The following is a 26,416-nucleotide window of genomic DNA, read 5'->3' on the forward strand; positions in this document are numbered from 1 at the left end:
TCAATGTTTTCGCCATGGCGGCTGGCTGCAGGACTTACATTATGGGCACTGGGCAGCGCCGCGTGGACGCAGGCGGGCGCTGCGCAATTGGTGAGGGTCGGTGCGGCGCACTTTCCGCCCTACACCGTGCGTCCCGAGCAAGGGGCAGACACCGGTTTGCTGCCGCAATTGCTCGAGGCGCTGAACGCTGAGCAAAGCGACTATCAGTTTGTACTGGTACCCACCTCTATCCCCCGGCGTTTTCGCGACTTCGAGCAAGGTCGGGTCGATATGGCGATCTTCGAAAACCCGTCGTGGGGCTGGCAGGAGATTGCCCATACCAGCGTCGACATGGGCCTGGAGGACGCAGAAATCTTCGTCGCTCAACGCCAGGCCGGGCGCGACCAGAGTTACTTCGCCGATCTCACTGGCAAACGCCTGGCGGTATTCAGCGGCTATCACTACGCCTTCGCCAACTTCAACCCCGACCCCAAAAACATGGCCGAACACTTCAACGCCACGTTGACCTATTCCCATGACAGCAACTTGCTGATGGTGGCCCGTGGGCGTGCGGATATCGCGCTGGTCACCCGTTCTTACCTGAGTGATTTCATGGTGCGCAACGTGAGCATGGCCAGGCAGTTCCTGGTGTCGGAGCGCATTGACCAGGTGTATCACCATTACGCATTGCTGCGTCCCAAGGCACCGATCACGGGTGATGCGTTTTCCGCGTTGCTCAAGGGCCTTCGGGACAATGGCCAGATGCTGAAGATCTTTGAGCCTTATCGCATTGATGTAACACCGCTGCCCTGAGATCTCAGGGCAAAATGTGGGAGGGGGCTTGCTCCCGATAGCGGCGGGTCAGCCAACGTCAATGTTTGCTGGGCTGACGTCTTCGGGGGCAAGCCCCCTCCCACATTGATCGAGTTCGACATCTACTATCAGAGACCAGTCGAATCCCCCCGCCGCTCCTTCCACACTTGTTTACACCGCGTTCAAACCCTGCGCGCAAACGTATCACTATGGCTGCCCGAGACCTTGCGGCAATGCACCAACGCATCGCGAATCATGAAATTCACCAACGTCGGCGAAACCCCGAGTTCCTTGGCGATATCCTTTTGCGGCACGCCATGCAGGCGGTACATCTCGAACGCGTAGCGGGTGCGCTGGGGCAGTTGCGTCAGGGCGTCGGCGATGTTTTCCAGAGTGTTGAAATTGATGTGGGAGGTTTCCGGTGAAGCGCCGTGAATAATCACATTCAAGCCTTCCTCTTCGGTCCCGGAGTATTTGAGCTCCAGGGCCTGCTTGCGGTAGTGATCGATGGCCAGGTTGCGCACGATCTGGAACAGGTAGCTCAGCTGGGCCTTGAACGATGAAGTGATCGTCGGCGCAGACTGCAATCGGAAGTAGGCGTCTTGAACCACATCTTCGGCGCGGGAGCGGCAACCGGTGATACGTGCCGCGATCTTCACCAGCATGAGCCGGTTGTCGACAAAAGCCTGGAGAAGGGGTGAATCGCACCTGCCTGTGGATACTTGTTCCGTCATGGAAATCACCTTACTGCTATTAGGTTAGGGGAGGGCGTCCCTGCTGAGGCCTCCTACACATCGGGCAACAAATTATGCTGAATGATAATGATTGTCAAATGAGAAGGCGAACTAATCTTATGCCTTTGTAGAAGGTGTGAACCACGTCTCGCTCGTCCCCGACGACTAATTATTTACCTCTGCCGTCCGTTCTTCTGGGTGACAGGCCTGTTAGTACAACGGCCAAGGATCAGTACCCGCAGGAGGACCAGATGGGTTTTTATCGTGCAATCGGCATGTTGCAGTTTGGAGTCCTCGCCTCATGAGTGCGCCACCCCGGCTGCGCCTGTTTTGCCTGCCGCATTCAGGCGCCAGTGCCTCGGTCTACGCCCGCTGGCGTCGCGCCCTGCCGGATTGGCTGCAGGTGTGCCCGCTGGAATTGCCCGGGCGCGGCCTGCGCATGGACGAGCCGTTGCAGCGCGATATCAAGGCCCTGGCGGCGCAGTTGGCCGAGGAAATCAGCGATGAACTCGACGGCCCCTATGCCCTGTTTGGCCACAGCCTTGGCGGGTTACTGGCCTTTGAATTGGCCCATGCCTTGAGTGCGCGCGATGTGCCGGCGCCGCTGGCGCTGTTCGCTTCCGGCACCGCCGGACCGGCGCGACGCGATGTCAGTGAATACGCCGTCGAAAAAAACGATGCCGAACTGATCGCCCGCTTGCGCCAATTGCAGGGCACCGCCGAAGAAGCCCTGGCCAACCCCGAGTTGATGCAGTTGATGCTGCCGATTTTGCGCGCTGACTTCCTGTTGTGCGGCAGCTTCACCTATGGCGAGCGCAAGCCCCTGGGCCTGCCGATCCATGTGTTCGGCGGCAAGCAGGACAGCGTGCGCGCCGACCAGTTGCTCGACTGGCAGCTCGACACCGCCAGCGGTTTTTCCCTGGACATGTTTGACGGCCACCACTTCTTCCTCGTGCAGCACGAAAGCGCCGTGCTGCGTTGCGTGCGCCGCTATACCGAGGAACACCTGGCGCGCTGGCGCACCGATGCGGCGCGGCAACGGCTTGCCGTCTGATCGCTCGCCACTGTTGATTTTCAAGTAAGCCGAATTTCCCGTAAGCCGATTTCAGGCAGGAACCCCATGATGGACGCCTTCGAACTCCCCCGCACTTTGGTCCAGTCCCTTCAACGCCGTGCTGCGCAGACACCGGACCAGGTGGCTCTGCGATTCCTGGCCGAGTCGGCCGAGCAGAGCATGGTGCTCAGCTACCGTGACCTGGACCTGCGCGCCCGCACCATCGCCGCCGCCTTGCAAGCCAAGGCCGGCCCGGGCGAGCGTGCGGTGCTGTTGTTCCCCAGCGGCCCGGACTACGTCGCGGCGTTTTTTGGTTGCCTGTACGCCGGGGTGATCGCGGTGCCGGCTTATCCGCCGGAGTCCACGCGCCGTCATCACCAGGAGCGTTTGCTGTCGATCATCCAAGACGCCGAACCGCGCCTGCTATTGACCATTGCCAGCCTCAGCGAAGGCCTGGCGCAGATCGAAAACGCACCGCCGGTATTGAGCGTCGACAGCCTGGACGCACAGCAGGCCGAGCACTGGCTCGAGCCCGGGCTGCAAGCTGACGACATCGCTTTCCTGCAATACACCTCCGGCTCTACCGCCTTGCCCAAGGGCGTGCAGGTCAGCCATGGCAACCTGGTCGCCAACGAAGTATTGATCCGACGTGGTTTCGGCATCGACCTCAACCCTGATGACGTGATCGTCAGCTGGCTGCCGCTCTACCACGACATGGGCCTGATCGGCGGCCTGCTGCAACCCATTTTCAGTGGCGTGCCCTGCGTGTTGATGTCGCCGGCCTACTTCCTCGGCCGTCCATCACGCTGGCTGGAAGCGATCAGCGAATACGGCGGCACCATCAGCGGCGGCCCGGATTTCGCCTACCGCCTGTGCAGCGAACGGGTCAGTGAATCGGCCCTGGAGCGTCTGGACTTGAGTCGCTGGCGCGTGGCCTATTCCGGCTCAGAGCCGATTCGCCTCGACACCCTGGAACGCTTCGCGGAAAAATTCGCCCCTTGCGGTTTCACCTCGAACAGTTTCTTTGCCTCCTACGGCCTGGCCGAAGCGACCCTGTTTGTTGCCGGCGGCATCCGTGGCCGCGGCATCCCCGCGATGCGCATGGACGAACAGGCCCTGGCCGCCAACCGCGCGGAACCCGGGCAGGGCAGTGCGATCATGAGTTGTGGCACCAGCCAGCCGGACCACGCCGTGCTGATCGCCGATCCCCACAGCCTCATGGAGCTTGCCGACAACAGCATCGGTGAACTCTGGGCCACGGGCCCGAGCATCGCCCACGGCTACTGGCGCAACCCCGAAGCCAGCGCCAGGACCTTCGTCCAGCACGCCGGCCGCACCTGGCTGCGTACCGGTGACCTGGGGTTTATCCGCGACGGCGAGGTGTACATCACTGGTCGCCTCAAAGACCTGCTGATTGTGCGTGGTCACAACCTCTACCCCCAGGACATCGAACAGACCATCGAGCGCGAGGTGGAAGTGGTGCGCAAGGGCCGGGTCGCCGCCTTTGCGGTGAATGACCTGGGTGTGGAAGGCATCGGTATCGCGGCGGAAATCAGCCGCAGCGTGCAGAAAATCCTGCCACCCGAAGCGCTGATCAAGGCGATCCGCCAAGCCGTGGCCGAGGCTTATCAAGAAGCCCCGAGCGTAGTGGTGTTGCTCAACCCTGGTGCCTTGCCGAAGACCTCCAGCGGCAAGGTGCAGCGCTCGGCGTGCGCGATTCGCCACGCCGATGGCAGCCTCGACAGCTACGCGCAATTCCCCGGCTTGCCAACGCAGGCGAGCGAGGTGGCGCTGGAGTCTGACCTGCACAACCAGATCGCGGCGATCTGGTGTGAGCAACTGCAACTGACCAGCGTGGCCGCCGAGGATCACTTCTTCCTGCTTGGCGGCAACTCCATCACCGCCACCCAGGTGGTCGCCCGCCTGCGCGAAACCCTGGGCCTGGAGCTGAACCTGCGCCTGCTGTTCGAAGCCCCCACGTTGTCAGCGTTTGCCGCCGGCGTGGCGCAACTGCAACAGGACGGCGGCGTTGCCCAGGGCGCGATCCATGCGCTGTCGCGCCACGAAGACCTGCCCCAATCCCTGGCCCAGAACCGCCTGTGGATCACCTGGCAACTGGACCCACACAGCAGCGCCTACACCATTCCCGGCGCCTTGCACCTGCGCGGCGAACTGGATGAAGACGCGCTGCGCACAAGCTTCCAGCACTTGATCCAGCGCCACGAAGCGCTGCGTACGCGTTTTTACGAACGTGATGGGCAAGCCTTCCAGCGTGTAGAACCGCAGGTGGATTTCGCGCTGCAAGTCATCGACCTCAGCGACCTGCCCCACGCCGAGCGCGACGCCCGTGCGCAACAGATCCGCGAAGACGAGGCGCGTACCCAGTTCGACCTGGAAAAAGGCCCGCTGCTGTGGGTCACCCTGGTGCGCCTGGACGATGAAGACCACCAACTGCTGGTGACGCTGCACCACATCATCGCTGACGGCTGGTCGCTGAATATCCTGATCGACGAATTCTCACGGCTGTACGCCGCAGCCGTCCAAGGCCAGAGCCTGGAGCTTGCGCCGTTGACCTTGCACTACGCCGACTACGGCAGTTGGCAGCGCCAATGGTTGGCCGAAGGCGAGGGCCAGCGACAACTGGCGTATTGGAAAACACAGTTGGGTGAAGAGCATCCCGCCCTGAGCCTGGCCACTGATCACCCGCGTTCTGCCCAGCATCGGCACAGTGCTTCGCGCCATAGCGTGCGCCTGGATGCACGCCTCAGCGCCGCGATTCGCCAGACCGCCCAGGCCCACGAGTCGACGCCGTTCATGCTGTTGTTGGCGGCGTTCCAGACTTTGCTATATCGCTACAGCGGGCAGCACGATATCCGTATCGGCGTGCCCAATGCCAACCGCCCGCGGCAGGAAACCCAGGGCCTGATCGGGTTCTTTATCAACACCCTGGTGCTGCGTGCCGAACTGGATGGGCGCCTGCCGTTCAACCAGCTGTTGGCGACCACCCGCGAGACGGCAATGGCCGCCCAGGCCCATCAGGACCTGCCTTTCGAACAACTGCTGGAAGCCTTCCCCCAGGCCCGCGAACAGGGCCTGTTCCAGGTGATGTTCAACCACCAGCAACGTGACCTCAGCGCCTTGCGCCGCCTGCCGGGCCTGCTCGCCGATGAACTGCCATGGCACAGCCGCGAAGCCAAGTTCGACCTGCAATTGCACAGCGAAGAAGACCGCAGCGGGCGCTTGAGCCTGTCGTTCGACTACGCCGACGAGCTGTTCGAGGCCGCGACCATCCAGCGCCTGGCCGAGCATTTCATCCACCTGCTGCAAGCCGTGTGCGCGCAACCCCAGCAAGCCCTCGGCGACCTGCCGTTGATGCTGGCCGACAAACAGCACGCCTGGAGCGCAGCACCTTGTGAGCCGGCCCGGCAATGGTTGCCCGAGCTGCTCAACCAACAGGTCTCGAATGCCACCGCACTGGTCTGGCAGGATGGCAGCCTGACCTTTGCCCAGCTGCATACCCAGGCCAATCGCCTGGCCCATTACTTGCGCGACAAGGGCGTCGGCCCGGACGTGTGCGTGGCCATCGCCGCCGAGCGTTCGCCGCAACTGCTGGTCGGCCTGCTGGCCATCATCAAGGCCGGTGGCGCCTATGTGCCGCTGGACCCGGATTACCCCGCCGAGCGCCTGGCCTACATGCTCAAGGACAGCGGCGTGCACCTGCTGCTGACCCAGACAGCGTTGCTGGCGCAGTTGCCGACTGCCGAAGGCGTGTGCGTGATCGCCATGGACAGTCTGCACCTCGACAGCTGGCCAACCCAGGCACCGGGCCTGCACCTGCACGGCGATAACCTTGCCTACGTGATCTATACCTCCGGTTCCACCGGCCAACCCAAGGGCGTGGGCAACACCCATGGCGCGCTGGCCGAACGTTTGCAGTGGATGCAGGCCACTTACCAATTGAATGAAACCGATGTGCTGATGCAAAAGGCGCCGATCAGTTTCGACGTGTCGGTGTGGGAGTGCTTCTGGCCGCTGATCACCGGTTGCCGCCTGGTGCTGGCGGAGCCGGGTGAGCATCGCGACCCGCACCGCATCGCGCAGTTGGTGCAGGAACATGGCGTGACCACGCTGCACTTCGTGCCGCCGCTGTTGCAGGTGTTTATCGACGAGCCGCTGGTGGCCGAATGCACCAGCCTGCGCCGCCTGTTCTCCGGTGGCGAAGCCTTGCCCGCCGAGTTGCGTAATCGCGTCCTGGCCCAGCTGCCTGCGGTGCAATTGCACAACCGTTATGGCCCCACCGAGACTGCGATCAACGTCACCCATTGGCATTGCACCGTCGCCGATGGCGAGCGTTCGCCGATTGGCCGGCCCTTGGGCAATGTGATCTGCCGCGTGCTCGACGAGCAGCTCAACCCGTTGCCGGCCGGTGTGCCGGGCGAGTTGTGCATCGGCGGCATCGGCCTGGCCCGCGGTTACCTTGGCCGTGCCGGCTTGACCGCTGAACGCTTTGTCGCGGACCCCTTGGGCGCGGCGGGCACACGCCTGTATCGCACCGGTGACCGTGCGCGCTGGAATGCCGATGGCGTACTCGAATACCTCGGGCGTCTGGATCAGCAGGTCAAACTGCGTGGTTTCCGTGTGGAGCCAGAAGAAATCGAAGCGCGGCTGCTGGCCCTCGATGGCATCGCCCAAGCTGTGGTGCTGGTACGCGATGCGCAGTTGATCGGTTACTACACTGCCCACAACGAACTGGACGAACAGCAAGTCAGGACCACCCTGGCCGCCGAGTTGCCGGAGTACATGGTGCCGGCGCTGCTGATGCGCCTGGACGCCATGCCGCTGAGCCCGAGCGGCAAGCTTGACCGCCGCGCCTTGCCGGAGCCGGCCTGGCAAACCCGCGAGCACGTCGAACCGCACACAGCGTTGCAGCTGCAAATCGCCGCGATCTGGCGCGAAGTGCTTGGCCTGCCACGTATCGGCCTGGGCGATGACTTCTTCGCCTTGGGCGGGCACTCGTTGCTGGCCACGCAAATCATCTCGCGCACCCGCCAGGCGTGTGACGTCGAGCCGCCGTTGCGCACCCTGTTCGAAGCCAGCGAGTTGGGCGCTTTTGTCGAGCAGGTGGAGTTGATCCAGGCGGCGGGCCAACGCAACCAACAGACGGCAATCGCCAAGGTCGACCGCGGCGCGCCGGTGCCGTTGTCCTATTCTCAGCAGCGCATGTGGTTCCTCTGGCAGATGGAGCCCGACAGCCCGGCCTACAACGTCGGCGGCATGGCGCGCCTGCGCGGCGTGCTGGATGTGCAACGTTTTGAGGCGGCGTTGCAGGCATTGATCATGCGGCACGAGACCCTGCGTACCACCTTCCCGAGCGTCGACGGCGTGGCATACCAGAAGGTTTCGCCGCAGACCGCTGTACGCATGGACTGGCAGGACTTCTCGGCGTTGAACGAAACCGAGCGCCAACAGCGTTTGCAGCAACTGGCGGATCAAGAAGCCCACACGCCGTTCAACCTGGAAACCGGGCCGCTGTTGCGGGCCTGCCTGGTCAAGGCCGGCGAGCAGGAACACTACCTGGTGCTGACCCTGCACCATATTGTCACCGAAGGCTGGGCCATGGACATCTTTGCCCGTGAACTCAGCGCCTTGTACGAAGCTTTTATCGACGAGCGCGACTCGCCGCTGGCACCTTTGCCGGTGCAGTATCTCGACTACAGCGTGTGGCAGCGCAAGTGGCTGGAGTCCGGCGAGCGCCAACGCCAGCTGGATTACTGGACCGCGCAACTGGGCACTGAACACCCGTTGCTGGAGCTGCCCGGCGACCGCCCAAGGCCAGCGGTACAAAGCCACCAGGGCGAGCTGTATCGCTTCGACCTGAGTGATGAGTTGGCCGCCCGTGTACGCGCCTTCAATGCCGAACGCGGCCTGACCCTATTCATGACCATGACCGCGACCCTGGCCGTGTTGCTCTACCGCTACAGCGGCCAGACCGACCTGCGCATCGGCGCCCCGGTGGCGAATCGCATTCGCCCGGAAAGCGAAGGGCTGATCGGCGCGTTCCTCAATACCCAGGTGCTGCGTTGCCAGCTCAATGGGCAGATGAGTGTCGCCGAACTGTTCGAGCAAGTGCGCCATACCGTGATCGAGGGCCAGTCCCATCAGGACCTGCCGTTCGACCATCTGGTCGAAGCCCTGCAACCGCCGCGCAGCGCGGCGTACAACCCGTTGTTCCAGGTGATGTGCAACGTGCAGCGCTGGGAGTTCCAGCAGCGCCGCCAACTGGCGGGCATGAGCGTCGAGTACCTGGCCAACGATGCGCGGGCGACCAAGTTCGACCTCAACCTGGAAGTCACCGACCTCGACCACCGCCTGGGTTGTTGCCTGACCTACAGCACCGACCTGTTCGACGAGCCACGCATTGCGCGCATGGCCGAGCATTGGCGCAACTTGTTGCAAGCCTTGATCGCCAACCCGCAGCAGCGTCTGAGCGAATTGCCGTTGCTGAGCGCAGATGAACAGCGCGCATTGCAAGACAGCCTGGGCGTGGAGAAGGGCGAACATCGCCTCGACCAGTGCATCCATCAGTTGTTCAGCCAGCAGGCCAGCCAGCGGGCCGATGCGCCAGCGCTGACCTTTGCCGGGGTGACTCTGAGTTACGCTGAACTGGACGCCCGCGCCAACCGCCTGGCCTGGATGCTGCGCGAACGCGGCGTGGGCCCGCAGGTGCGTGTCGGCCTGGCGCTGCCGCGCTCGCTGGAAATGGTCATTGGCCTGCTGGCGATCCTCAAGGCTGGTGGCGCCTATGTGCCACTGGATCCGGAATACCCGCTGGACCGCCTGCACTACATGATCGAGGACAGCGGCATCGGCCTGCTGCTCAGTGATGCGGCGATGTTCGAAGCCCTCGGCGAATTGCCGGCGACGGTGGCGTGCTGGTGCCTGGAAGATGACCTGCCGGTGCTGGCGAATTACCCGGCCGACGCGCTGCCCTTTGTCAGCCTGCCACAACATCAGGCGTACCTGATCTACACCTCGGGCTCCACCGGCAAGCCCAAGGGCGTGGTGGTATCCCACGGTGAAATCGCCATGCATTGCCAGGCGGTGATCGAGCGGTTTGGCATGCGTGCCGATGACTGCGAACTGCACTTCTATTCAATCAACTTCGATGCCGCCACCGAGCGTTTGCTGGTGCCGCTGCTCAGTGGTGCACAGGTGGTGCTGCGCGCCCAGGGGCAGTGGGATGCCGAAGAGATCTGCGCATTGATTCGCACCCATCGCATCACTATCCTCGGCTTCACTCCCAGCTACGGCAGCCAGTTGGCCCAGTGGCTGGCGACTCAGCGACAGACCTTGCCGGTGCGCATGTGCATCACCGGTGGCGAGGCATTGACCGGGGAGCACCTGCAGCGCATCCGGGCGGCGTTCATGCCCGAGGTGTTTTTCAACGCCTATGGCCCGACCGAAACGGTGGTGATGCCCTTGGCCAGCCTGGCGCCGCAGCAGTTGGAGGAGGGCGCCGGCAGCGTGCCGATTGGCAGCATCATCGGTGCGCGCGTGGCCTACATTCTCGACGCCGACCTGGCGCTGGTGCCCCAAGGCGCCAGCGGTGAGTTGTATATCGGCGGCGCCGGCCTGGCCCAGGGTTATCACCGCCGCCCGGGCATGACGGCGGAGCGTTTTGTCGCCGACCCGTTTGCCGCCAATGGCGGGCGTCTTTACCGCACCGGCGACCTGGTGCGCCAACGCGCCGATGGCTTGGTGGAATACCTGGGGCGCATCGACCATCAGGTGAAGATCCGCGGTTTCCGCATCGAGCTGGGCGAGATCGAAACGCGCCTGCTGGAACATCCCGCCGTGCGCGAGGCGGTAGTGCTGGCGCTGGATGCGCCAAGTGGCAAGCAACTGGTGGCCTACCTGGCCAGCGACGCCGAACACGACGCGCTGCGCGAAGCGCTGAAGGCCCACCTCAAGGCGCAACTGCCGGACTATATGGTGCCGGCGCATTTGATCGTGCTGGACAGCATGCCGCTGACCGCCAACGGCAAGCTCGACCGCCGCGCCTTGCCTGAGCCGGATCCGCAGGCCAATCGTCAACACTACGTGGCACCACGCAACGCGCTTGAAAGCACCCTGGCGGCGATCTGGTGCGCGGTGTTGAACGTGCAGCAAGTCGGCCTCGACGATAACTTCTTTGAGCTGGGCGGCGACTCGATCCTGTCGATCCAGGTGGTCAGCCGTGCGCGCCAGGCCGGCATTCACTTCAGCCCCCGCGACCTGTTCCAGCACCAGACCGTACAGACCCTGGCGGCCGTCGCCACCCGTTCGGAGCAGGTCACCGCCGAGCAGGGTGTATTGACCGGCAGCTCCGGGCTTACGCCGATCCAGCACTGGTTTTTCGACACTGACATACCGGTACGCCAGCACTGGAACCAGGCGTTGGTGCTCAAGCCGCTGCAACTGCTCGACCCCCATCGCCTGGAGCAAGCCGTGCTGGCGGTGCTGGAACATCACGACGCGCTGCGCCTGAGCTTCAGCCAGCGCGACGCGCAGTGGCACGCCGAACATCTGGCCGTGCCGGAAGGTGGCGTGCTGATGCAGGCCCAGGTGCGCGATATACAGCAGTGCACCGCGCTGTTCACCGACACCCAGCGCAGCCTCCACTTGGAGCGCGGGCCGCTGTTGCGCGCCTTGCTGGTGGACGGTCCACAAGGTCAGCAGCGCTTGCTGATCGCGATTCATCACTTGGTGGTGGACGGCGTGTCGTGGCGTGTGTTGCTTGAAGACCTGCAAAACGTCTATCGCCAACTCAGTGAAGGCCAGTCTGTCAGCCTGCCGGCCAAGACCAGCGCGTTGCGCGATTGGGCGGCGCGCTTGCAGGCCTATGCCCATAGCGAGTCCCTGCGCGAAGAGTTGAGCGTATGGCAGGCGCAGTTGGCCGGCCCGGCCGTGGCCTTGCCGGTGCAGCGTCCGCATGGAGCATTACGCAATTGCGTTGCCGAAACCGTCAGCGTGCGCCTGGATGCCGAACACACCCGCCAGTTGCTGCAACAGGCACCGAGCGCCTATCGCACCCAGGTCAACGACCTGCTGTTGACCGCCCTGGCCCGCGTGCTCTGCCGCTGGAGCGGGCACGACTCGGCATTGATCCAGCTGGAAGGCCATGGTCGCGAGGCCTTGTTCGATGACATCGACCTGACCCGCAGCGTTGGCTGGTTCACCAGTGCCTATCCGTTGCGCCTGACACCGCAGGCCGGGCAGGGCGACTCGATCAAGGCGATCAAGGAGCAACTGCGCGCCCTGCCGCACAAAGGCTTGGGCTATGGCGTGCTGCGCTACCTGGCCGATGACCTGTGCAAACAGAGCATGGCCGCACTGCCGAGCGCGTCGATTACGTTCAACTATCTTGGCCAGTTCGACCAGAGCTTTGGCTCCGACGCACTGTTCCACCCGCTGGAGGAGTCCGCCGGCCTGGCCCATGATCCGGATGCGCCGCTGCCCAATGAGTTGAGCGTCGACGGCCAGGTGTTCGGCGGTGAGCTGGTGCTGCGTTGGACCTTCAGCCGTGAGCGTCATGATCAACAAGTAATTCGCGATCTGGCCGAGGCTTACCTGGCCGAATTGCATAGCCTGATCGCCCATTGCCTGCGGGATGATGCCGGCGGCCTCACGCCGTCGGACTTCCCCCTGGCGCGCCTGACCCAGGCGCAACTGGATGCCTTGCCGGTGCCGGCCAGCGCCATCGAAGATGTCTACCCGCTGACCCCGATGCAGGAGGGCCTGCTGCTGCACACCCTGCTGGAACCGGGCACCGGCCTGTATTACATGCAGGACCGCTACCGCATCAACAGCGCCCTGGACCCCGAGCGTTTTGCCCAGGCCTGGCAAGCGGTGATCGCCCGGCATGAAGCCTTGCGCGCATCGTTCTGCTGGAACGTCGGCGAAGACATGCTGCAGGTGATCCACAAACCCGGCAGCACGCCGATTGAGTACCTGGACTGGAGCGCCGCCCCCGAGGCCGAGCAGGAGCCGCGCCTGCAAGCGCTGCTCAAGGCCGAGCGCGAAGCCGGTTTCGACCTGCTCAACCAGGCGCCTTTCCACCTGCGCCTGATCCGTGTGGGCGAGGCGCGCTACTGGTTCATGATGAGCAACCACCACATCCTGATCGATGCCTGGTGCCGTTCGCTGCTGATGAATGACTTCTTCGATATCTACATGGCCCTGGGCGAGGGCCGCGACGCGCAACTGGCCACGCCGCCGCGCTACCGCGACTACATTGCCTGGCTGCAACGCCAGGACCTCGATGAAGCGCGCCAGTGGTGGCAGCGCAACCTGCAAGGTTTCGAGCGCACCACCCCGATCCCCAGCGACCGCCCGTTCCTGCGCGAACATGCCGGTGGCAGCGGCGGCATGGTGGTGGGTGATTGCTACACCCGTCTTGATGCCTGTGACGGTGCGCAATTGCGTGAATTGGCCCAGGCCCACCAGCTCACCGTCAACACCTTCGCCCAGGCGGCCTGGGCCTTGGTGCTGCGGCGTTTGAGCGGCGAGCGTGACGTGCTGTTCGGCGTCACCGTGGCCGGGCGCCCGGTAGACATGCCGCAGATGCAACGCACCGTCGGCCTGTTTATCAACAGCATCGCGTTGCGGGTGAAGCTGCCTGAGGATGACCAGCGTTGCAGCGTGCGCCAGTGGTTGAGCGGCTTGCTCGACAGTAATATGCAGCTGCGCGAGTACGAATACCTGCCGCTGGTGACTATCCAGGAGCACAGCGAATTGCCCAAGGGCCAGCCGCTGTTCGACAGCCTGTTTGTGTTCGAGAACGCCCCGGTGGAAGTCTCGGTGCTGGACCGGGCCCAAAGCCTGAACGCCACCTCGGATTCCGGCCGCACCCACACCAACTTCCCGCTGACTGCCGTGTGTTATCCAGGCGATGACCTCGGCTTGCACCTGTCCTACGACCAGCGTTACTTCGACGAAAGCACCGTGCAAGGCATGCTCGGCGAGTTCAAGCGCCTGCTGCTGGCGCTGGTGCAGGGCTTCCATGGCGACATGGCCGAGCTGCCGCTGATTGGCGAGCAGGAGCGTGAATTCCTGGTGGACGGCTGCAACCAGAGCGAGCGTAGCTATCCGCTGGAACGCAGCTACGTTGAGTTGTTCGAAGAACAGGTGGCGCAACATCCGCAGCGTATCGCCGCCAACTGCCTCGGCCAGCAATGGAGCTACGACGAGCTGAACCGCCGCAGTAACGGCCTGGGCCACGCGCTGATCGCGGCGGGTGTCGGCCTGGATCAACCGGTGGCGTTGCTGGCTGAACGTAACCTCGACCTGTTGGGCATGATCATCGGCAGCTTCAAGGCCGGTGCCGGCTATTTGCCGCTGGATCCGGGTCTGCCAAGCCAGCGTTTGAGCCGCATCATTGACCTGAGTCGCACGCCGTTGCTGGTCTGTACCCAGGCGTGCCGCGAACAGGCCATCGAGTTGCTCGAAGGTGTCGATTGCCAGTTGCTGGTGTGGGAGGAAGTGCCTGCCCGTGGTGAGAACCCAGGTGTCTACAGCGGTCCGGACAACCTCGCCTACGTGATCTACACCTCGGGCTCTACCGGTTTGCCCAAGGGCGTGATGGTCGAACAGCGCGGCATGCTCAATAACCAGTTGAGCAAGGTGCCGTACCTGGATCTGACTGATGCGGACGTGATCGCCCAAACGGCCTCGCAAAGCTTCGACATTTCCGTCTGGCAGTTCCTCACCGCGCCGTTGTTCGGTGCGCGGGTAGATATTGTGCCGAACGCCATTGCCCATGATCCGCAAGGTTTGTTGGAACACGTTCAAGCCCACGGCATCACGGTGCTGGAGAGTGTGCCGTCGCTGATCCAGGGCATGCAGGCCCAGGAGCACATCAGCCTCGACGGCCTGCGCTGGATGCTGCCGACAGGGGAGGCCATGCCGCCGGAGTTGGCCCATCAGTGGCTGTTGCGCTATCCGGATATAGGTTTGGTCAATGCCTACGGCCCGGCGGAATGCTCGGACGATGTGGCGTTCTTTCGCGTCGACCTGGCCTCGACCCGTGGCACTTACCTGCCGATTGGTACGCCGACCGACAACAACCGGTTGTACCTGCTTGATGGTGCACTGGAGTTGGTGCCCCAGGGCGCGGTCGGTGAATTGTGCGTTGCCGGCACCGGCGTCGGTCGCGGCTACGTCAGCGATCCGCTGCGCACCGCCCAGGCCTTTGTGCCCAACCCATTTGGTGCGCCGGGCGAGCGTCTCTACCGCACCGGCGACCTGGCACGGCGTCGCAGTGACGGTGTGCTGGAGTACGTCGGGCGTATCGACCATCAGGTGAAGATTCGCGGCTACCGCATCGAACTTGGTGAAATCGAAGCGCGTCTGCACGAACAGCCCGAAGTGCGCGATGCGGCGGTAGGGGTGCAAGAGGGCGTCAATGGCAAGCATCTGGTCGGCTACCTGGTGGCCGCCGACGCAACGCTCAACCCGAGCGAGCGCCTGGACCGCATCAAGCAACGCCTGCGGGCCGAACTGCCGGAATACATGGTGCCTCTGCACTGGCTCTGGCTTGAACGCCTGCCGCTCAACGCCAACGGCAAACTCGACCGCAAGGCCCTGCCGGCCCTGGACATCGGCCAGTTGCACAGCCAGGACTACCTGGCGCCGCGCAATGAACTGGAAACCACCCTGGCCGGGATCTGGGCCGAGGTGTTGAAGGTTGAGCGGGTTGGGGTACAGGACAACTTCTTCGAACTGGGCGGGCACTCGTTGCTGGCTACGCAGATCGCCTCGCGGGTGCAGAAAAACCTGCAGCGCGATGTGCCGCTGCGGGCGATGTTCGAATGCAGCACGGTGGCGGAATTGGCCGAGTATATCGACGGGTTGGCGGTCAACGAGATCAGTGCCGAGAAGGTGGACCGGTTGAGTGATCTGATGGCGGAGTTGGAGGGCTTGTAATAGTCGTTACCAGCCAAGCTCCTCTTATCAAACTTCAATTAAGCTACTGGTTTTAAAAAGTTAAAATTTAGTCTTAACGCCGGATATTTTGGAGGCGGCCCAGGTTGCTGCACGACGGCGCCACGTCGACGATGTGACCGGGTTGTTGGGTTGTTGGGGCGAGTACATATCCGTTATTTAGGTTACGGCCACTATTGGTTCCGCTTTTACAGCGGGTCACTTTTGAAAAGAGCCCAAAAGTAACCAAAAGGCTCTTGCCCCACCACTCGGCACCTCGCCCAGGCTCGGTGTGCCCTCTCTCCGGCTTGAAACCGTGGGCCGCCGTCATGGGCCATCCTTGGCCCAGGACGGCTAACCCGGCGTCCTGCCGGGTTACCCACGGCTTCAAGCCTGCGTTCGGCCAGCGTGGTTTAACGGGGCGCCTGAGATCAAGATCAAAAGCGACTCGCTGCGCATCGCAGATACGCTGGCGGCGCTTCTGCTTTTCTGTAGGAGCGAGCTTGCTCGCGAAAAACCTGAGAACGCCGCGTTCTTTCTGGTTTCCCGCGTCATCGTTAACGACCTTCGCGGGCAAGCCCGCTCCCACAGGGGGACGCGCAAGCTTCAACGATCAGGTCGGCTATAAGGCCGCCTCGCTGTGTTTTTGATCTTAGGCGCCCCGTTAAACCACGCTGGCCGCAATTCGATGTTGATTTGGGGGGTAAACCGGCAGGGATGCCGGTTTAGCCGCCCCGCGCCATGGATGGCGCGTGGCGGCGGCCCCCCAAATCAATGTCGGATTACGGGCACACCGAGCCTGGGCGAGGTGCCGAGTGGTGGGGCAAGAGCGTTTTGCTTACTTTGCCGCTTTTGCAAAGTGAGCCGCCGTAAGGGCGGAACCTATAGTGGCCGTTGCCCAAATAACGGATATGTACCCAAGACGAAAACCAACATCCTGCTCGGCTGTCAGGCCGCCACGGGAGCAAGCTCCCTAGTTTGCTGCGCGACAGCGTCACATCGAAGATGTGGTGGGGATTCCCACATTTTTGAATGTGTTTACAGTTCAAAGTGTGGGAGGGGCTTGCTCCCGATGGCATCAGTTCAGGCAGCGCTTATTTCGGCCCGAGTATCTTCACCAACTTATCCGGCGACGGCGCCCCCTGCTGCTGCTGCAACCCGCCTTTATCATCCAGATAGAAAATCGCCGGCGTCGCCGACAACTCCAGTTCGTCCATCAACTTCATATTGGCATCGAGCTTGGCCTCGACGTCAGCCGGGATCTTCTCCAGCGCCTTGAGCTGGCTGCCCTTGCCGGCGGCTTCGTGTTCCTGCAAGGCCTTTTGCGGGTCCTTGGCGGCGAGCAGGGCCGCGGACTTGCCTGGGCTGTCTTCGCGGATGATGCCGACCATGATATGGCGCAACTGCACCTTGCCGGCCTTGACCCACGGGCGGGCCTGTTCCCAGAACATGTTGCAGTAGGGGCAGTTGGGGTCGCTGAATAGATAAACGATACGTGGCGCGTTTTTATCGCCGTCCTGGATCCAGCTGCTTTTTTCCATCTTGGCCCAGACTTCCTTGGCCATCGGCGCGTACACCAGTTTTTCCAGGGGCGCGCTGCTCAGGTCATTGCCTTGGGCATCGTAGAGGTTGCCGGCGATGACGTTCTTGCCGTCGGCCGTCAGGTACAGGGCCATGCCACGGTTCTGGTACTGGGCAGCGTAGCCGGTGAGGCCGCTGGGGGCGTCGAATTTGCCGAGGATCTTGGCGCCCTTGGCTTCGATCTGCTTGATCGGTGCTGGCCAGTCTTCGGCCTGGGCCAGGGTGACGGTTGCGCTGAGTGACAAGAAGGTCAAAGGCAGCAGGGTCAGCAGGTGGCGGAGGCGAGGCATGTCGGTTTCCTTGTCTGGGTGTTGTCGAAGGGTTCCATGGCACGGGCCAGGCTGGCATCGGAGAGTTCGCCCAGGTGGCTGTTGATCAGGCGCCCATCGGCTTGGTAGAACAGCGTGGTCGGCAGGGCCATGGAGCCCACGGCCTGGCCGAGGCGGCCGCTGGCGTCGAACAGCACGTTGTCGAGGTTCAGGCCTTGGGTGGCCAGGTAGGTGCTGACGCTTTGCATGCTTTCGGCCTGGTTGACGAACAGGAAGGTAACGTCGGGGCGCATGCGCTGGGCGTTTTCCAGCACCGGCATTTCGCGGCGGCACGGCGGGCACCAGGTGGCCCACAGGTTGATCACCAACGGGCCGCCCTGGTAATCCGCCAATTGCACTACCTCGCCATTGGCATTGCGCAGGGTGATGTCCGGCAGGCGCGTGCCTTTTTCGTAGACGCTGAGGGACAGGCTGGTCATGCCCCAGAACAGCAGGCCAGTGATCACCCCGGCGCTGAGCGGTTTGCGCAGGGCCGGGCGGCGCCAGCCGTAGACCAGCGAGCCGAGGATCAGCGTGATGATCCCGGGCCAGGCGAGAAAGCCACCGTCACGCAGGTCGACCATTTCCACCCAATCGTCGCTGTAATAACTCCAGTACATCAGCACAAAGCTGACGCGGGCCGCCAGCAGGCCCAATAGGAACAGGCTGAACAGCACCGACTCCGGGTTCTCACCACCACGCTTGGCCACCCGCCAGCCCACCAGGGTGGCGAGTATCAACGCGCTGATCAGCAGCAGGTGATTCAGGGCGATGGCGAAGGTGCCGATGGTGAAGGTCAGCATCAGAGGGCGTCCCGCGTCTGGGTCCAGCGTTGCAGGAAGGTGGCGGCATCCACTTCGCCGGTGATGCGTTGGGCACGGCGTTCTTCACCGTCCGGGCCGATCCACACGAAACTCGGTGGCCCCGGCACTTTATAGCGGCCCAGCAGCTCGCGGCTGGCGGCGTTGTCGGCGGTGACGTCCAGGCGCAGCAGTCGCACGTCCTTGAGCGCGGCCATCACCTCAGGTTTGCCGAATACCTGTTTCTCCATGATCTTGCACGACACGCACCAATCGGCGTAGTAGTCCAGCAATACCCATTGGCCCTGTGCCTTGGCACTCTCGAGCTGGCTTTGCAGAGCAGCCGGGTCGTTGATGGTGGTGAACGCATCGTGGGCGCTCGGAGCACTGGCGACCCGTGAGCCACTGTAGACCTTCAACGGTTGCCACAGCTCATCGCTGCCACCGGCTGCACCCACTACCAGCACCGCGCCCCACAGGCCCAGCACCAGGGAACCGGCGCCGAACACCTTGGCCGCCAGGCCGGACTCACGGGCCAGCGTCCAGCCGCAATAAGCCATTACCAGGGCCAAGGCACCCCACAGGCCGATCCACAGGCTGTCGCCGACCACCGGGCGAATCATCAGCACGGCCGTGCCCAGGAACAGGAAGCCGAAGATGCCCTTGAGCACGTTCATCCAGGTGCCCGGCTTGGGCAGGAAGCGATTGCCCACGGTGACCAGCAACAACAGCGGAATGCCGATACCGATACCCATGGCGAACAGGATCAGCCCACCGTGCAGCGCATTGCCGCTCTGGGCGATATACAACAGGGCGCCGGCCAGGGGCGCAGTCATGCAGGGGCCCACCAGCAAGCCGGACAATGCGCCGAGAATGCCGGCACCCACCAGGCTGCCACCGCTTTGCTGGCGGCTGACGTTGTCGAGGCGGTCACGCAGGAAAGCGGGCAGTTGCAGTTCGAAGAAGCCGAACATCGGCAAAGCGAGGATCACGAACAGCGCGGCAAAACTGCCGAGGATCCAAGGAGTTTGCAGCAGCGCGGCGAGGTTGGCGCCGAGCAACGCGGCCATCACCCCCAGGGCCGCATACACCAGCGCCATGCACACCACGTAGCTGCCGGCCAAGGCAAAGCCGCGCCGTGGGCTGGCGCCACTGCCAACCACCAGGCCGGCAAGAATCGGCAACATCGGCAGCGAGCAGGGCGCAAATGCCAGCAGTAGGCCCAGGCCGAAGAACACCAGCAGGCTCCAGCCCAGGCTGCGCTGTTGCAGGCCGCTGGCCAGGCTCTGGTCCTGGGCCTGCGCGGTAGCGGCGACGGCCGGGTTGCCGCCCAGGTCCACGGTAATCGATTGCGGCGGATAACACAGGCCCGCATCGGCACAGCCCTGCCAGCCCAGCTTGACCTGGCCGGTGGCGCCGGCGGGGATCTTCACTTCCAGGCCTTGGCGATACACCTGCTGCTCGCCGAAGAACTCATCGCTATGGGCTTCACCCTGGGGCAGCACGGGTTGTTCGGCCAGGCCGTCGAACTTCATGCGCTGCTGGTACAGGTAGTAACCGTCGGCAATTTGCCAATACAGTTGGGTCTCGCCACTTTCAAGACGTTCGGAGGTAAAGGTGAAAGCTTTGCCCACCGGGAGAAAGTCGGGTTTGGTTTCGAAGGGGTTGCCCGGCGCTGCCTGGGCGAATCCCGCGAACAACACCAGCAGAAAGATAAACAGATGCCGCATGGTCAAGCCTTAGTTCGATGCAAGTGAGGCACACAATGTGTGGCGTTGATTAACCGATGATTAACCGGACGCTATTCTAGAGTGTAGGGATAATCCGATGTTGTGAACTTTGGCGGCATAATGCGCGCTTAATCCGTGCCTTTTCTAATCACCCGCATCTTTTATGAAGGGCTCAGCATGCACGTACTGGTCTGTGAAGACGACGAACTGATTGCCAGCGGCATCGTGGCCGGCCTCACCGCCCAGGGTTTTACCGTGGAGCGCGTGGCCACGGCGGCGGCTGCGCGGGCAATGCTCAAGGCGGCGGCCTTCGACATCATGGTGCTCGACCTCGGCCTGCCGGACGAAGACGGCCTCAAGCTGCTGCAACAACAGCGCAGCCAGGGCCTTGAGATCCCGGTGCTGATCCTCACGGCGCGGGACTCGGTGACCAACCGCGTCGATGGTCTGCAGGCCGGCGCCGATGACTACCTGCTCAAGCCCTTTGACCTGCGCGAACTCGCCGCCCGCCTGCAAACCCTGCTGCGCCGGGTGGCGGGGCGCAGCGTCAACCTGATCGAACATGGGCGCCTGGCCTACGACCCCAGCAGCCGTGAAACCTTCCTGGGTGGCCAGCCGGTGGACCTGTCCCGTCGCGAACAGGCGCTGTTGCAGGCGCTGCTGCACAACAAGGGCCGCGTGCTGTCCAGCGAGCAACTCAAGGACAGCGTCTACGGGTTCAGCGACGAACTGGAAAGCAATGCGCTCAATGTGCATATCCATCACCTGCGGCGCAAATTGGGCAACGGCATCGTCGAGACCGTGCGCGGCCTCGGCTATCGCCTGGGCTCGGCGGATGCTGGAGAGAACAGCAAGTGATGAGCCTGCGCCTGCGCCTGACGTTCAAGCTGGGCGCTGCTTTTGTGCTGATCTGGGTGCTGGCGGCCGCCTGGATGCTCAACGACTTGCGCAACCAGATGATGTTTTCCCTCGACCAGCGCCTGGTGGCCTCGGCGCGCATGGTTGCGGGGCTGACCGAGCAGATGCCGGGGTTGGCCAGTGTCAGCGCCGCTACGCATCTGCGCACCGAACAGCTGAATGTGCCTGGGGGTATGGCGTGCCAGGTCAGCTCCCTGCGCGGCGAGATCCTGGCGCGCAGCCACACCACGCCGGAGGAAGGGCTGGAGTCGCGCAGAAGCGGTTTTCGCGACCAGATGATCGATGGTGTGGGCTGGCGCAGTTTCACCTTGTCCCGAGGTGACTTGCTGATCACCACCGCCGACCGCCAGGTGGAGCGCGAGGCGCTGAACCTGTCGATCCTGCTCGCCGCCTCGGTGCCCGTCGGCGTAGCCTTGCTGGGTTGCCTGTGCCTGTTGTGGCTGGGTATCGGTCAAAGCCTGGTGCCGCTCAACCGCATGCGTGACGCCTTGATGCGCCGCAGTGCCGATTCCCTCGAACCGCTGCAGATCCATCCATTGCCCAGCGAACTCAAGCCGTTGCTCGACACCCAGAACCAACTGCTGCAACGCATCGCCAAGACCATTGAGCGCGAGCGCCGCCTCACCGGTGACGCCGCCCATGAGCTGCGCAGCCCGCTGACGGCGATCAAGACCCACCTGCAAGTAGCGCGCATGACCGAAGGCGCTGCCCGCGACCAGTCCCTGGCCCATGCCGAGGAAGGCGCCGACCGCTTGCATCGCACCCTGGAGCAGTTATTGCTGCTGGCGCGGGTGGAAGGCAGCCTGTCGTTTGACGACGGCTTGCAGTCCAGTGCCGAGGAAGTCGCCAGGTTGGCGATCCAGGATGCCAACGCTGGCGACAATCGTCGGATCGACCTGGTCCTGGCCCATGATCTTGCCGCCAGCCCGGTGGAGATGCCCGTGGGCCTGGCTGTCGCGGCCTTGCGCAACTTGCTGGACAACGCCTTGCGCCACACTCCGGCCGATACCCGGGTGGAGTTGAGCGTGTACAGCAGTGTTGACCAGGTGATTTTCCGCGTGCGAGACCATGGCAAGCAGATCTCCAGCGAAGACCTGCAATACCTCACCCAGCGTTTCTGGCGTAACGGCAACAGCGAAGGCTGTGGCCTGGGTTTGGCTATCGTCCAGGCGATTGTGCAGCGCTGCTCCTGCTCGTTGGCATTCGACAGCCAGCCCGATGGGCTGCGGGTTGACCTGGGCATGCCGCTGCGTCGCTGAACCGCTTTTTCACGTGCCAAATAATTACCGCCCGCCTGACATTCTAGCCTTCAGGATGGCGGTAATTTTTTGCGCTTGAACGGGCCGAATGATTCGGTCCGAAATGAAAAGGACGGCTCTTTTTATGTTGGTGATCGATACCAGTTTTCCTGCCAGGGATTTCAATGACCGCGACGGCGAAAGCGTGCGGCAGGTGATCCTGCATTACACCACCGGGCCCTTTGCCTCGGCCCTGCGCACCCTGACCCAGGGTGGCGTGAGCGCTCATTACCTGTTGCCCGACCCGGATGAGCCCAGTTACCGTGCTGCCGGTTATGAAGAGTTGCGCGTGTTCCGCCTGGTGGACGAGGGCAAGCGTGCCTGGCATGCGGGAGTGAGTCACTGGGAGGGGTGTGACAATCTCAACAGCGGGTCGATTGGCATTGAGATCGTCAACCTGGCGCGGGACGACAAGGGCGTATTCAGTTTTCCGGCGTACCCCCAGGCTCAGGTCGATATGCTTATTGTCTTGATCCGCGACATCCTCGCACGCTATCCGCAGATTGCACCGACTGAGATTCTCGGTCACGCGGATGTGGCGTATTGGCGTAAGAGTGATCCGGGGCCGCGGTTCCCGTGGCATCGATTGCATGACGCGGGACTGGGGGCCTGGTTTGATGAGGCGACGCGCGCGATGTACCAGCGCCGGTTCAATGTCAGGCTGCCACCCGAGGTAGAAGTGGAGCGGGCTTTCCAGCGCTATGGGTATAAGCCGGCGCAGAATCGCCGGGCCTTCGAGCTGCGAACCCGGGCGTTCCAGATGCACTTTCGGGCCCAGAATTATCGCGGCGTCCTGGATGCACAGACCTGCGCGATCCTGTATGCGCTGAACGAAAAATACCGCGGAATTTGATTCGAACGCTGTTCAAATGTGGGAGGGGGCTTGCCCGATTGCGGTGTGTCAGTGAGCAAATACAGTGACTGACACTCCGCCATCGGGGGCAAGCCCCCTCCCACATTTGGCTCTTCATTCATCAGTTAACCAGCCCGTTCCCTAAATCCTCTTCTCGCTGATGCGTCTCCAGAACAGGAAATCCGTGCGCATGCCCTTGGGCCAGACGCCAACGGATTGGCAGTTTGGTCACCATCACCCGCGTATTGAGGGATCCAGAGATGTCAGTCGCTACCAGCCGTACCGAAGACGCCGCGGCGCCTGCGGAAACGCTCTATCAGTTCGACGAAAACCCGCTGCTGGCCCGCCAGCGCCAGCAGGAGTCCAACGCCCGCAGCTACCCGCGGCGCATCCCCCTGGCGCTCAAGCGCGCCAAAGGTATTTATGTGGAAGACGTCGAGGGGCGTCGCTTCATCGACTGTTTGGCCGGTGCCGGGACGCTGGCGCTGGGGCATAACCACCCGGTGGTGATCCAGGCCATCCGGCAAGTGCTGAGCGACGAACTGCCGCTGCACACCCTTGACTTGACTACGCCGGTCAAGGATCAGTTCGTGCAAGACCTGTTCGGCATGCTGCCCGCTGAATTGGCGCGGGAAGCGAAGATCCAGTTCTGCGGCCCCACTGGCACCGATGCGGTGGAAGCTGCATTGAAGCTGGTGCGCACCGCCACTGGGCGCAGCACTGTACTGTCGTTCCAAGGCGGCTATCACGGCATGAGCCAGGGCGCCTTGAGCCTGATGGGCAGCCTGGCGCCGAAAAAACCCCTGGGTGCGTTGCTCGGCAATGGCGTGCAATTCCTGCCGTTCCCGTATGACTACCGTTGCCCGTTCGGCTTGGGCGGCGCAGAAGGTGTGCGGGTCAACCTGCATTACCTGGAAAACCTGCTCAACGATCCGGAGGCCGGCGTGTTGCTGCCGGCGGCGGTGATTGTTGAGGTGGTGCAGGGCGAGGGCGGTGTGATTCCCGCAGACCTCGATTGGTTGCGCGGGCTGCGACGTATCACCGAGCAGGCCGGTGTGGCACTGATCGTCGATGAAATCCAGAGTGGCTTTGGACGCACCGGCAAGATGTTTGCCTTCGAACACGCCGGCATCATCCCGGACGTGGTGGTCATGTCCAAGGCCATTGGTGGCAGCCTGCCGTTGGCCGTAGTGGTGTATCGCGACTGGCTCGACACTTGGCTCCCGGGCGCCCATGCCGGAACGTTCCGGGGCAACCAGATGGCGATGGCGGCGGGCTCGGCGGTCATGCGCTATCTCAAGGAGCACGACCTGGCGGGCCATGCCGCCGCCATGGGTGAGCGCCTGGCGGAACACCTGCGCATCCTGCAGCGCGACTTCCCGCACTTGGGGGATATCCGTGGCCGCGGGCTGATGCTGGGGGTGGAGTTGGTGGACCCGACGGGCACGCCGGATGTCCAGGGCCACCCACCGGCGCATCGCCAGTTGGCGCCGCTGGTGCAGCGCGAATGCCTCAAGCGCGGCCTGATCCTGGAACTGGGTGGGCGCCATGGCAGCGTGGTGCGCTTCCTGCCGCCGTTGGTGATTACCGCCGGCGAAATCGACCAAGTGGCCGAGATCTTCGGGCGCGCCTTGGCGGCGGCGGTTGCCGGCGTCTAATTTTCCAGGCCCTTGATACGTTTCTACAGATATCAGTGCTGCGCGTGGTGCGCAGCCAGCCTTTGAGCGACGGAGAACAGCAATGACCTCAGTATTTGACCGCGATGACATCCTGTTTCAGGTAGTGGTCAACCACGAAGAGCAGTATTCGATCTGGCCCGACTACAAGGCCGTGCCCGAAGGCTGGCGCACTGTGGGCAAGAGCGGCATGAAGAAAGAGTGCCTGGCTTATATCGAGGAAGTGTGGACCGATATGCGCCCGCTGAGCCTGCGCCAGAAGATGGACAGCGCTGAGCTGGTCAACTGATTCACCTCGGTTCAAATGTGGGAGGGGGCAAGTCGAATCGTCGCACCGCCCCTCCCACATTAAGAAGCACTACTGCGGGGTGTGGGTGTACAGGTAATCCGTCGCCAGCGACGCCAGCGTCCTCACTCCCACCACCAACGCCGACTCGTCCACAAAGAACCCCGGGTTGTGATTCGGCGCCGCCTTGCTCATGTCCTGATCCCTCGGGGTCACCCCCAGGAACACGAACAATCCCGGCGCCTCCTTGGCATAAAACGAGAAGTCTTCGGCGCCTCCTACCAACGGGCCTTGCACCACGTCATCCCGGGCTGCCCAACGCAGGCTCGGCAGCATTTTCTCGGTCAGTGCCGGGTTGTTGATGGTGGGGTCGTACTTCTCGATGATCGTCACTTCGGCCTTGGCGCCGCCGCTTTCGGCAATTTTCTCTACGGTCTGGCGCACATCTGCATGCAGCTTCTGGCGAATGCCGTAGTCATAGGAGCGGATGGTGCCGGTCATCTCCAGCGACTCGGGGATGATGTTGTAGCGGGTGCCACCGTTGATGGTGCCGATGCTCACCACCGAGGGCGATGACGAAATATTGGTGCGGCGGCTGACCACGGTCTGCAAACCGACAATGGTTTGTGCGCCGACGGTGATCGGGTCGATGCCGTTCCAGGGCTGCCCCGCGTGGGTCTGTTTGCCGAGGATCTTGATGCGCAGGTCGTCGGAGCTGGCCAGGGTCGGGCCCGGGCGGTAGGCGATCTGCCCGGCCGGTACGCCGGCCCACACATGCAGGCCGAACACCGCATCCGGCTTCGGCGCTTTCATCACGCCTTCCTGCACCATCATCTTCGCGCCCCAGGTGTTCTTGCCGTCGGGGCTGAAGTCGCTCGGGCCTTCTTCGGCCGGCTGGAAATAGAACACCACGGTGCCGGGCAAACGCTCGCGCATGCCGGTAAGAATTTTCGCAGTGCTCAGCAGGATCGCGGTGTGGGCGTCGTGGCCGCAGGCGTGCATCACATCGACTTCCTTGCCCAGGTAGGTGCCCTTGGCCTTGGAGGCGAAGGGCAGGTCGGCGACTTCCTTGACCGGCAGCGCATCCATGTCGGCGCGCAGGGCCACGGTCGGGCCGGGCAGGGCGCCTTTCAAGACGGCGACGACGCCGGTTCGCGCCACGCCCGTCTTGACCTCAAGGCCCAGTTCGCGCAGCTGTTTGGCGACCAGCTCGGCGGTGCGGGTTTCGGCGTTGCCCAGCTCTGGATGGGTGTGGATATCGCGGCGGGTTTCGAGCAGGCTCGGTTCAAGGATCTTCGCCTGGGCGGCAATTTCCTCCCGGGCGCTATCCTGACCACTGCTGGCGGCAATCACTGCGCTGCTGGCAACCCCGCAGAGCAAGCCGAACACCCATTGATGTGTCAAACCGTTCAAACGCATACAAACC

General features: G+C 63.1%; 13 protein-coding genes. 8 read left to right on the forward strand and 5 right to left on the reverse strand.

What is annotated here, in order from left to right; genetic code table 11:
- Nucleotides 1-3 precede the first annotated feature (3 nt).
- Nucleotides 4-792 (forward strand): substrate-binding periplasmic protein, encoded by a 789-nt coding sequence (locus tag BLU48_RS04320; RefSeq protein ID WP_057023004.1) that lies wholly within the window; start codon nt 4-6, stop codon nt 790-792.
- A gap of 182 nt (nt 793-974) precedes the next feature.
- On the opposite strand, the gene BLU48_RS04325 is transcribed toward BLU48_RS04320, so the two are convergent.
- A complete protein-coding gene (locus tag BLU48_RS04325; protein ID WP_057023003.1) occupies nt 975-1,526 on the reverse strand; it encodes an RNA polymerase factor sigma-70 in 552 nt (183 codons plus the stop codon).
- A gap of 301 nt (nt 1,527-1,827) precedes the next feature.
- Between BLU48_RS04325 and BLU48_RS04330 the strand changes: the two genes are divergently transcribed.
- Together BLU48_RS04330 and BLU48_RS04335 are read left to right on the forward strand one after the other, a co-directional pair.
- The gene (locus tag BLU48_RS04330) at nt 1,828-2,580 is read left to right on the forward strand and encodes a thioesterase II family protein (protein ID WP_057023002.1); all 753 of its coding nucleotides are present in this window, start codon (nt 1,828-1,830) and stop codon (nt 2,578-2,580) included.
- A 66-nt stretch (nt 2,581-2,646) separates the two neighbouring features.
- Nucleotides 2,647-15,543 carry a non-ribosomal peptide synthetase gene (locus tag BLU48_RS04335; protein WP_057023001.1) on the forward strand — a complete coding sequence of 4,299 codons (12,897 nt, stop codon included), beginning with the start codon at nt 2,647-2,649 and terminating at the stop codon, nt 15,541-15,543.
- A gap of 1,091 nt (nt 15,544-16,634) precedes the next feature.
- On the opposite strand, the gene dsbG is transcribed toward BLU48_RS04335, so the two are convergent.
- The 3 genes from dsbG to dsbD are packed head-to-tail and all read right to left on the reverse strand — an operon-like array spanning nt 16,635 to nt 19,959.
- Nucleotides 16,635-17,411, reverse strand: coding sequence for a thiol:disulfide interchange protein DsbG (gene dsbG / locus BLU48_RS04345; RefSeq protein WP_057022999.1), 777 nt, complete (start codon nt 17,409-17,411; stop codon nt 16,635-16,637).
- Nucleotides 17,387-18,232 carry a TlpA disulfide reductase family protein gene (locus tag BLU48_RS04350; protein WP_057022998.1) on the reverse strand — a complete coding sequence of 282 codons (846 nt, stop codon included), beginning with the start codon at nt 18,230-18,232 and terminating at the stop codon, nt 17,387-17,389. The genes dsbG and BLU48_RS04350 overlap by 25 nt, the downstream gene beginning before the upstream one ends.
- Nucleotides 18,232-19,959: a protein-disulfide reductase DsbD gene (gene dsbD, locus BLU48_RS04355; protein WP_057022997.1), complete on the reverse strand. Its 1,728-nt coding sequence runs from the start codon at nt 19,957-19,959 to the stop codon at nt 18,232-18,234. The genes BLU48_RS04350 and dsbD overlap by 1 nt, the downstream gene beginning before the upstream one ends.
- Before the next feature lie 177 nt (nt 19,960-20,136).
- Between dsbD and BLU48_RS04360 the strand changes: the two genes are divergently transcribed.
- From BLU48_RS04360 to BLU48_RS04380, 5 genes are all read left to right on the forward strand, one after another.
- A complete protein-coding gene (locus tag BLU48_RS04360; protein WP_057022996.1) occupies nt 20,137-20,817 on the forward strand; it encodes a response regulator in 681 nt (226 codons plus the stop codon).
- A complete protein-coding gene (locus tag BLU48_RS04365) occupies nt 20,817-22,136 on the forward strand; it encodes a sensor histidine kinase (RefSeq protein ID WP_057022995.1) in 1,320 nt (439 codons plus the stop codon). The genes BLU48_RS04360 and BLU48_RS04365 overlap by 1 nt, the downstream gene beginning before the upstream one ends.
- A gap of 124 nt (nt 22,137-22,260) precedes the next feature.
- Nucleotides 22,261-23,028, forward strand: a complete 768-nt coding sequence (locus BLU48_RS04370) for an N-acetylmuramoyl-L-alanine amidase (RefSeq protein ID WP_057022994.1) — start codon at nt 22,261-22,263, stop codon at nt 23,026-23,028.
- A gap of 260 nt (nt 23,029-23,288) precedes the next feature.
- A complete protein-coding gene (locus tag BLU48_RS04375) occupies nt 23,289-24,686 on the forward strand; it encodes an aspartate aminotransferase family protein (protein WP_057022993.1) in 1,398 nt (465 codons plus the stop codon).
- A gap of 82 nt (nt 24,687-24,768) precedes the next feature.
- Entirely contained in the window at nt 24,769-24,993 is a 225-nt protein-coding gene (locus tag BLU48_RS04380; RefSeq protein ID WP_057022992.1) for an MbtH family protein, read from the forward strand.
- 69 nt (nt 24,994-25,062) lie between these two features.
- Here the strand turns inward: BLU48_RS04380 and BLU48_RS04385 are convergent, their stop codons facing one another.
- Nucleotides 25,063-26,409, reverse strand: coding sequence for an amidohydrolase (locus BLU48_RS04385; RefSeq protein WP_057022991.1), 1,347 nt, complete (start codon nt 26,407-26,409; stop codon nt 25,063-25,065).
- Nucleotides 26,410-26,416 lie beyond the last annotated feature (7 nt).

It is taken from the genome of Pseudomonas synxantha (genome assembly GCF_900105675.1).
In the GTDB taxonomy this organism is placed as follows: Bacteria; Pseudomonadota; Gammaproteobacteria; order Pseudomonadales; family Pseudomonadaceae; genus Aquipseudomonas; species Aquipseudomonas synxantha.

What these genes read in the sequence shown, in the direction of transcription:
- BLU48_RS04320 (WP_057023004.1), top strand. Translation starts at nt 4, where the DNA reads ATGTTTTCGCCATGGCGGCTGGCTGCAGGACTTACATTATGGGCACTG.
- BLU48_RS04325 (WP_057023003.1), bottom strand. Translation starts at nt 1,526, where the DNA reads ATGACGGAACAAGTATCCACAGGCAGGTGCGATTCACCCCTTCTCCAG.
- BLU48_RS04330 (WP_057023002.1), top strand. Translation starts at nt 1,828, where the DNA reads ATGAGTGCGCCACCCCGGCTGCGCCTGTTTTGCCTGCCGCATTCAGGC.
- BLU48_RS04335 (WP_057023001.1), top strand. Translation starts at nt 2,647, where the DNA reads ATGATGGACGCCTTCGAACTCCCCCGCACTTTGGTCCAGTCCCTTCAA.
- dsbG (WP_057022999.1), bottom strand. Translation starts at nt 17,411, where the DNA reads ATGCCTCGCCTCCGCCACCTGCTGACCCTGCTGCCTTTGACCTTCTTG.
- BLU48_RS04350 (WP_057022998.1), bottom strand. Translation starts at nt 18,232, where the DNA reads ATGCTGACCTTCACCATCGGCACCTTCGCCATCGCCCTGAATCACCTG.
- dsbD (WP_057022997.1), bottom strand. Translation starts at nt 19,959, where the DNA reads ATGCGGCATCTGTTTATCTTTCTGCTGGTGTTGTTCGCGGGATTCGCC.
- BLU48_RS04360 (WP_057022996.1), top strand. Translation starts at nt 20,137, where the DNA reads ATGCACGTACTGGTCTGTGAAGACGACGAACTGATTGCCAGCGGCATC.
- BLU48_RS04365 (WP_057022995.1), top strand. Translation starts at nt 20,817, where the DNA reads ATGAGCCTGCGCCTGCGCCTGACGTTCAAGCTGGGCGCTGCTTTTGTG.
- BLU48_RS04370 (WP_057022994.1), top strand. Translation starts at nt 22,261, where the DNA reads ATGTTGGTGATCGATACCAGTTTTCCTGCCAGGGATTTCAATGACCGC.
- BLU48_RS04375 (WP_057022993.1), top strand. Translation starts at nt 23,289, where the DNA reads ATGTCAGTCGCTACCAGCCGTACCGAAGACGCCGCGGCGCCTGCGGAA.
- BLU48_RS04380 (WP_057022992.1), top strand. Translation starts at nt 24,769, where the DNA reads ATGACCTCAGTATTTGACCGCGATGACATCCTGTTTCAGGTAGTGGTC.
- BLU48_RS04385 (WP_057022991.1), bottom strand. Translation starts at nt 26,409, where the DNA reads ATGCGTTTGAACGGTTTGACACATCAATGGGTGTTCGGCTTGCTCTGC.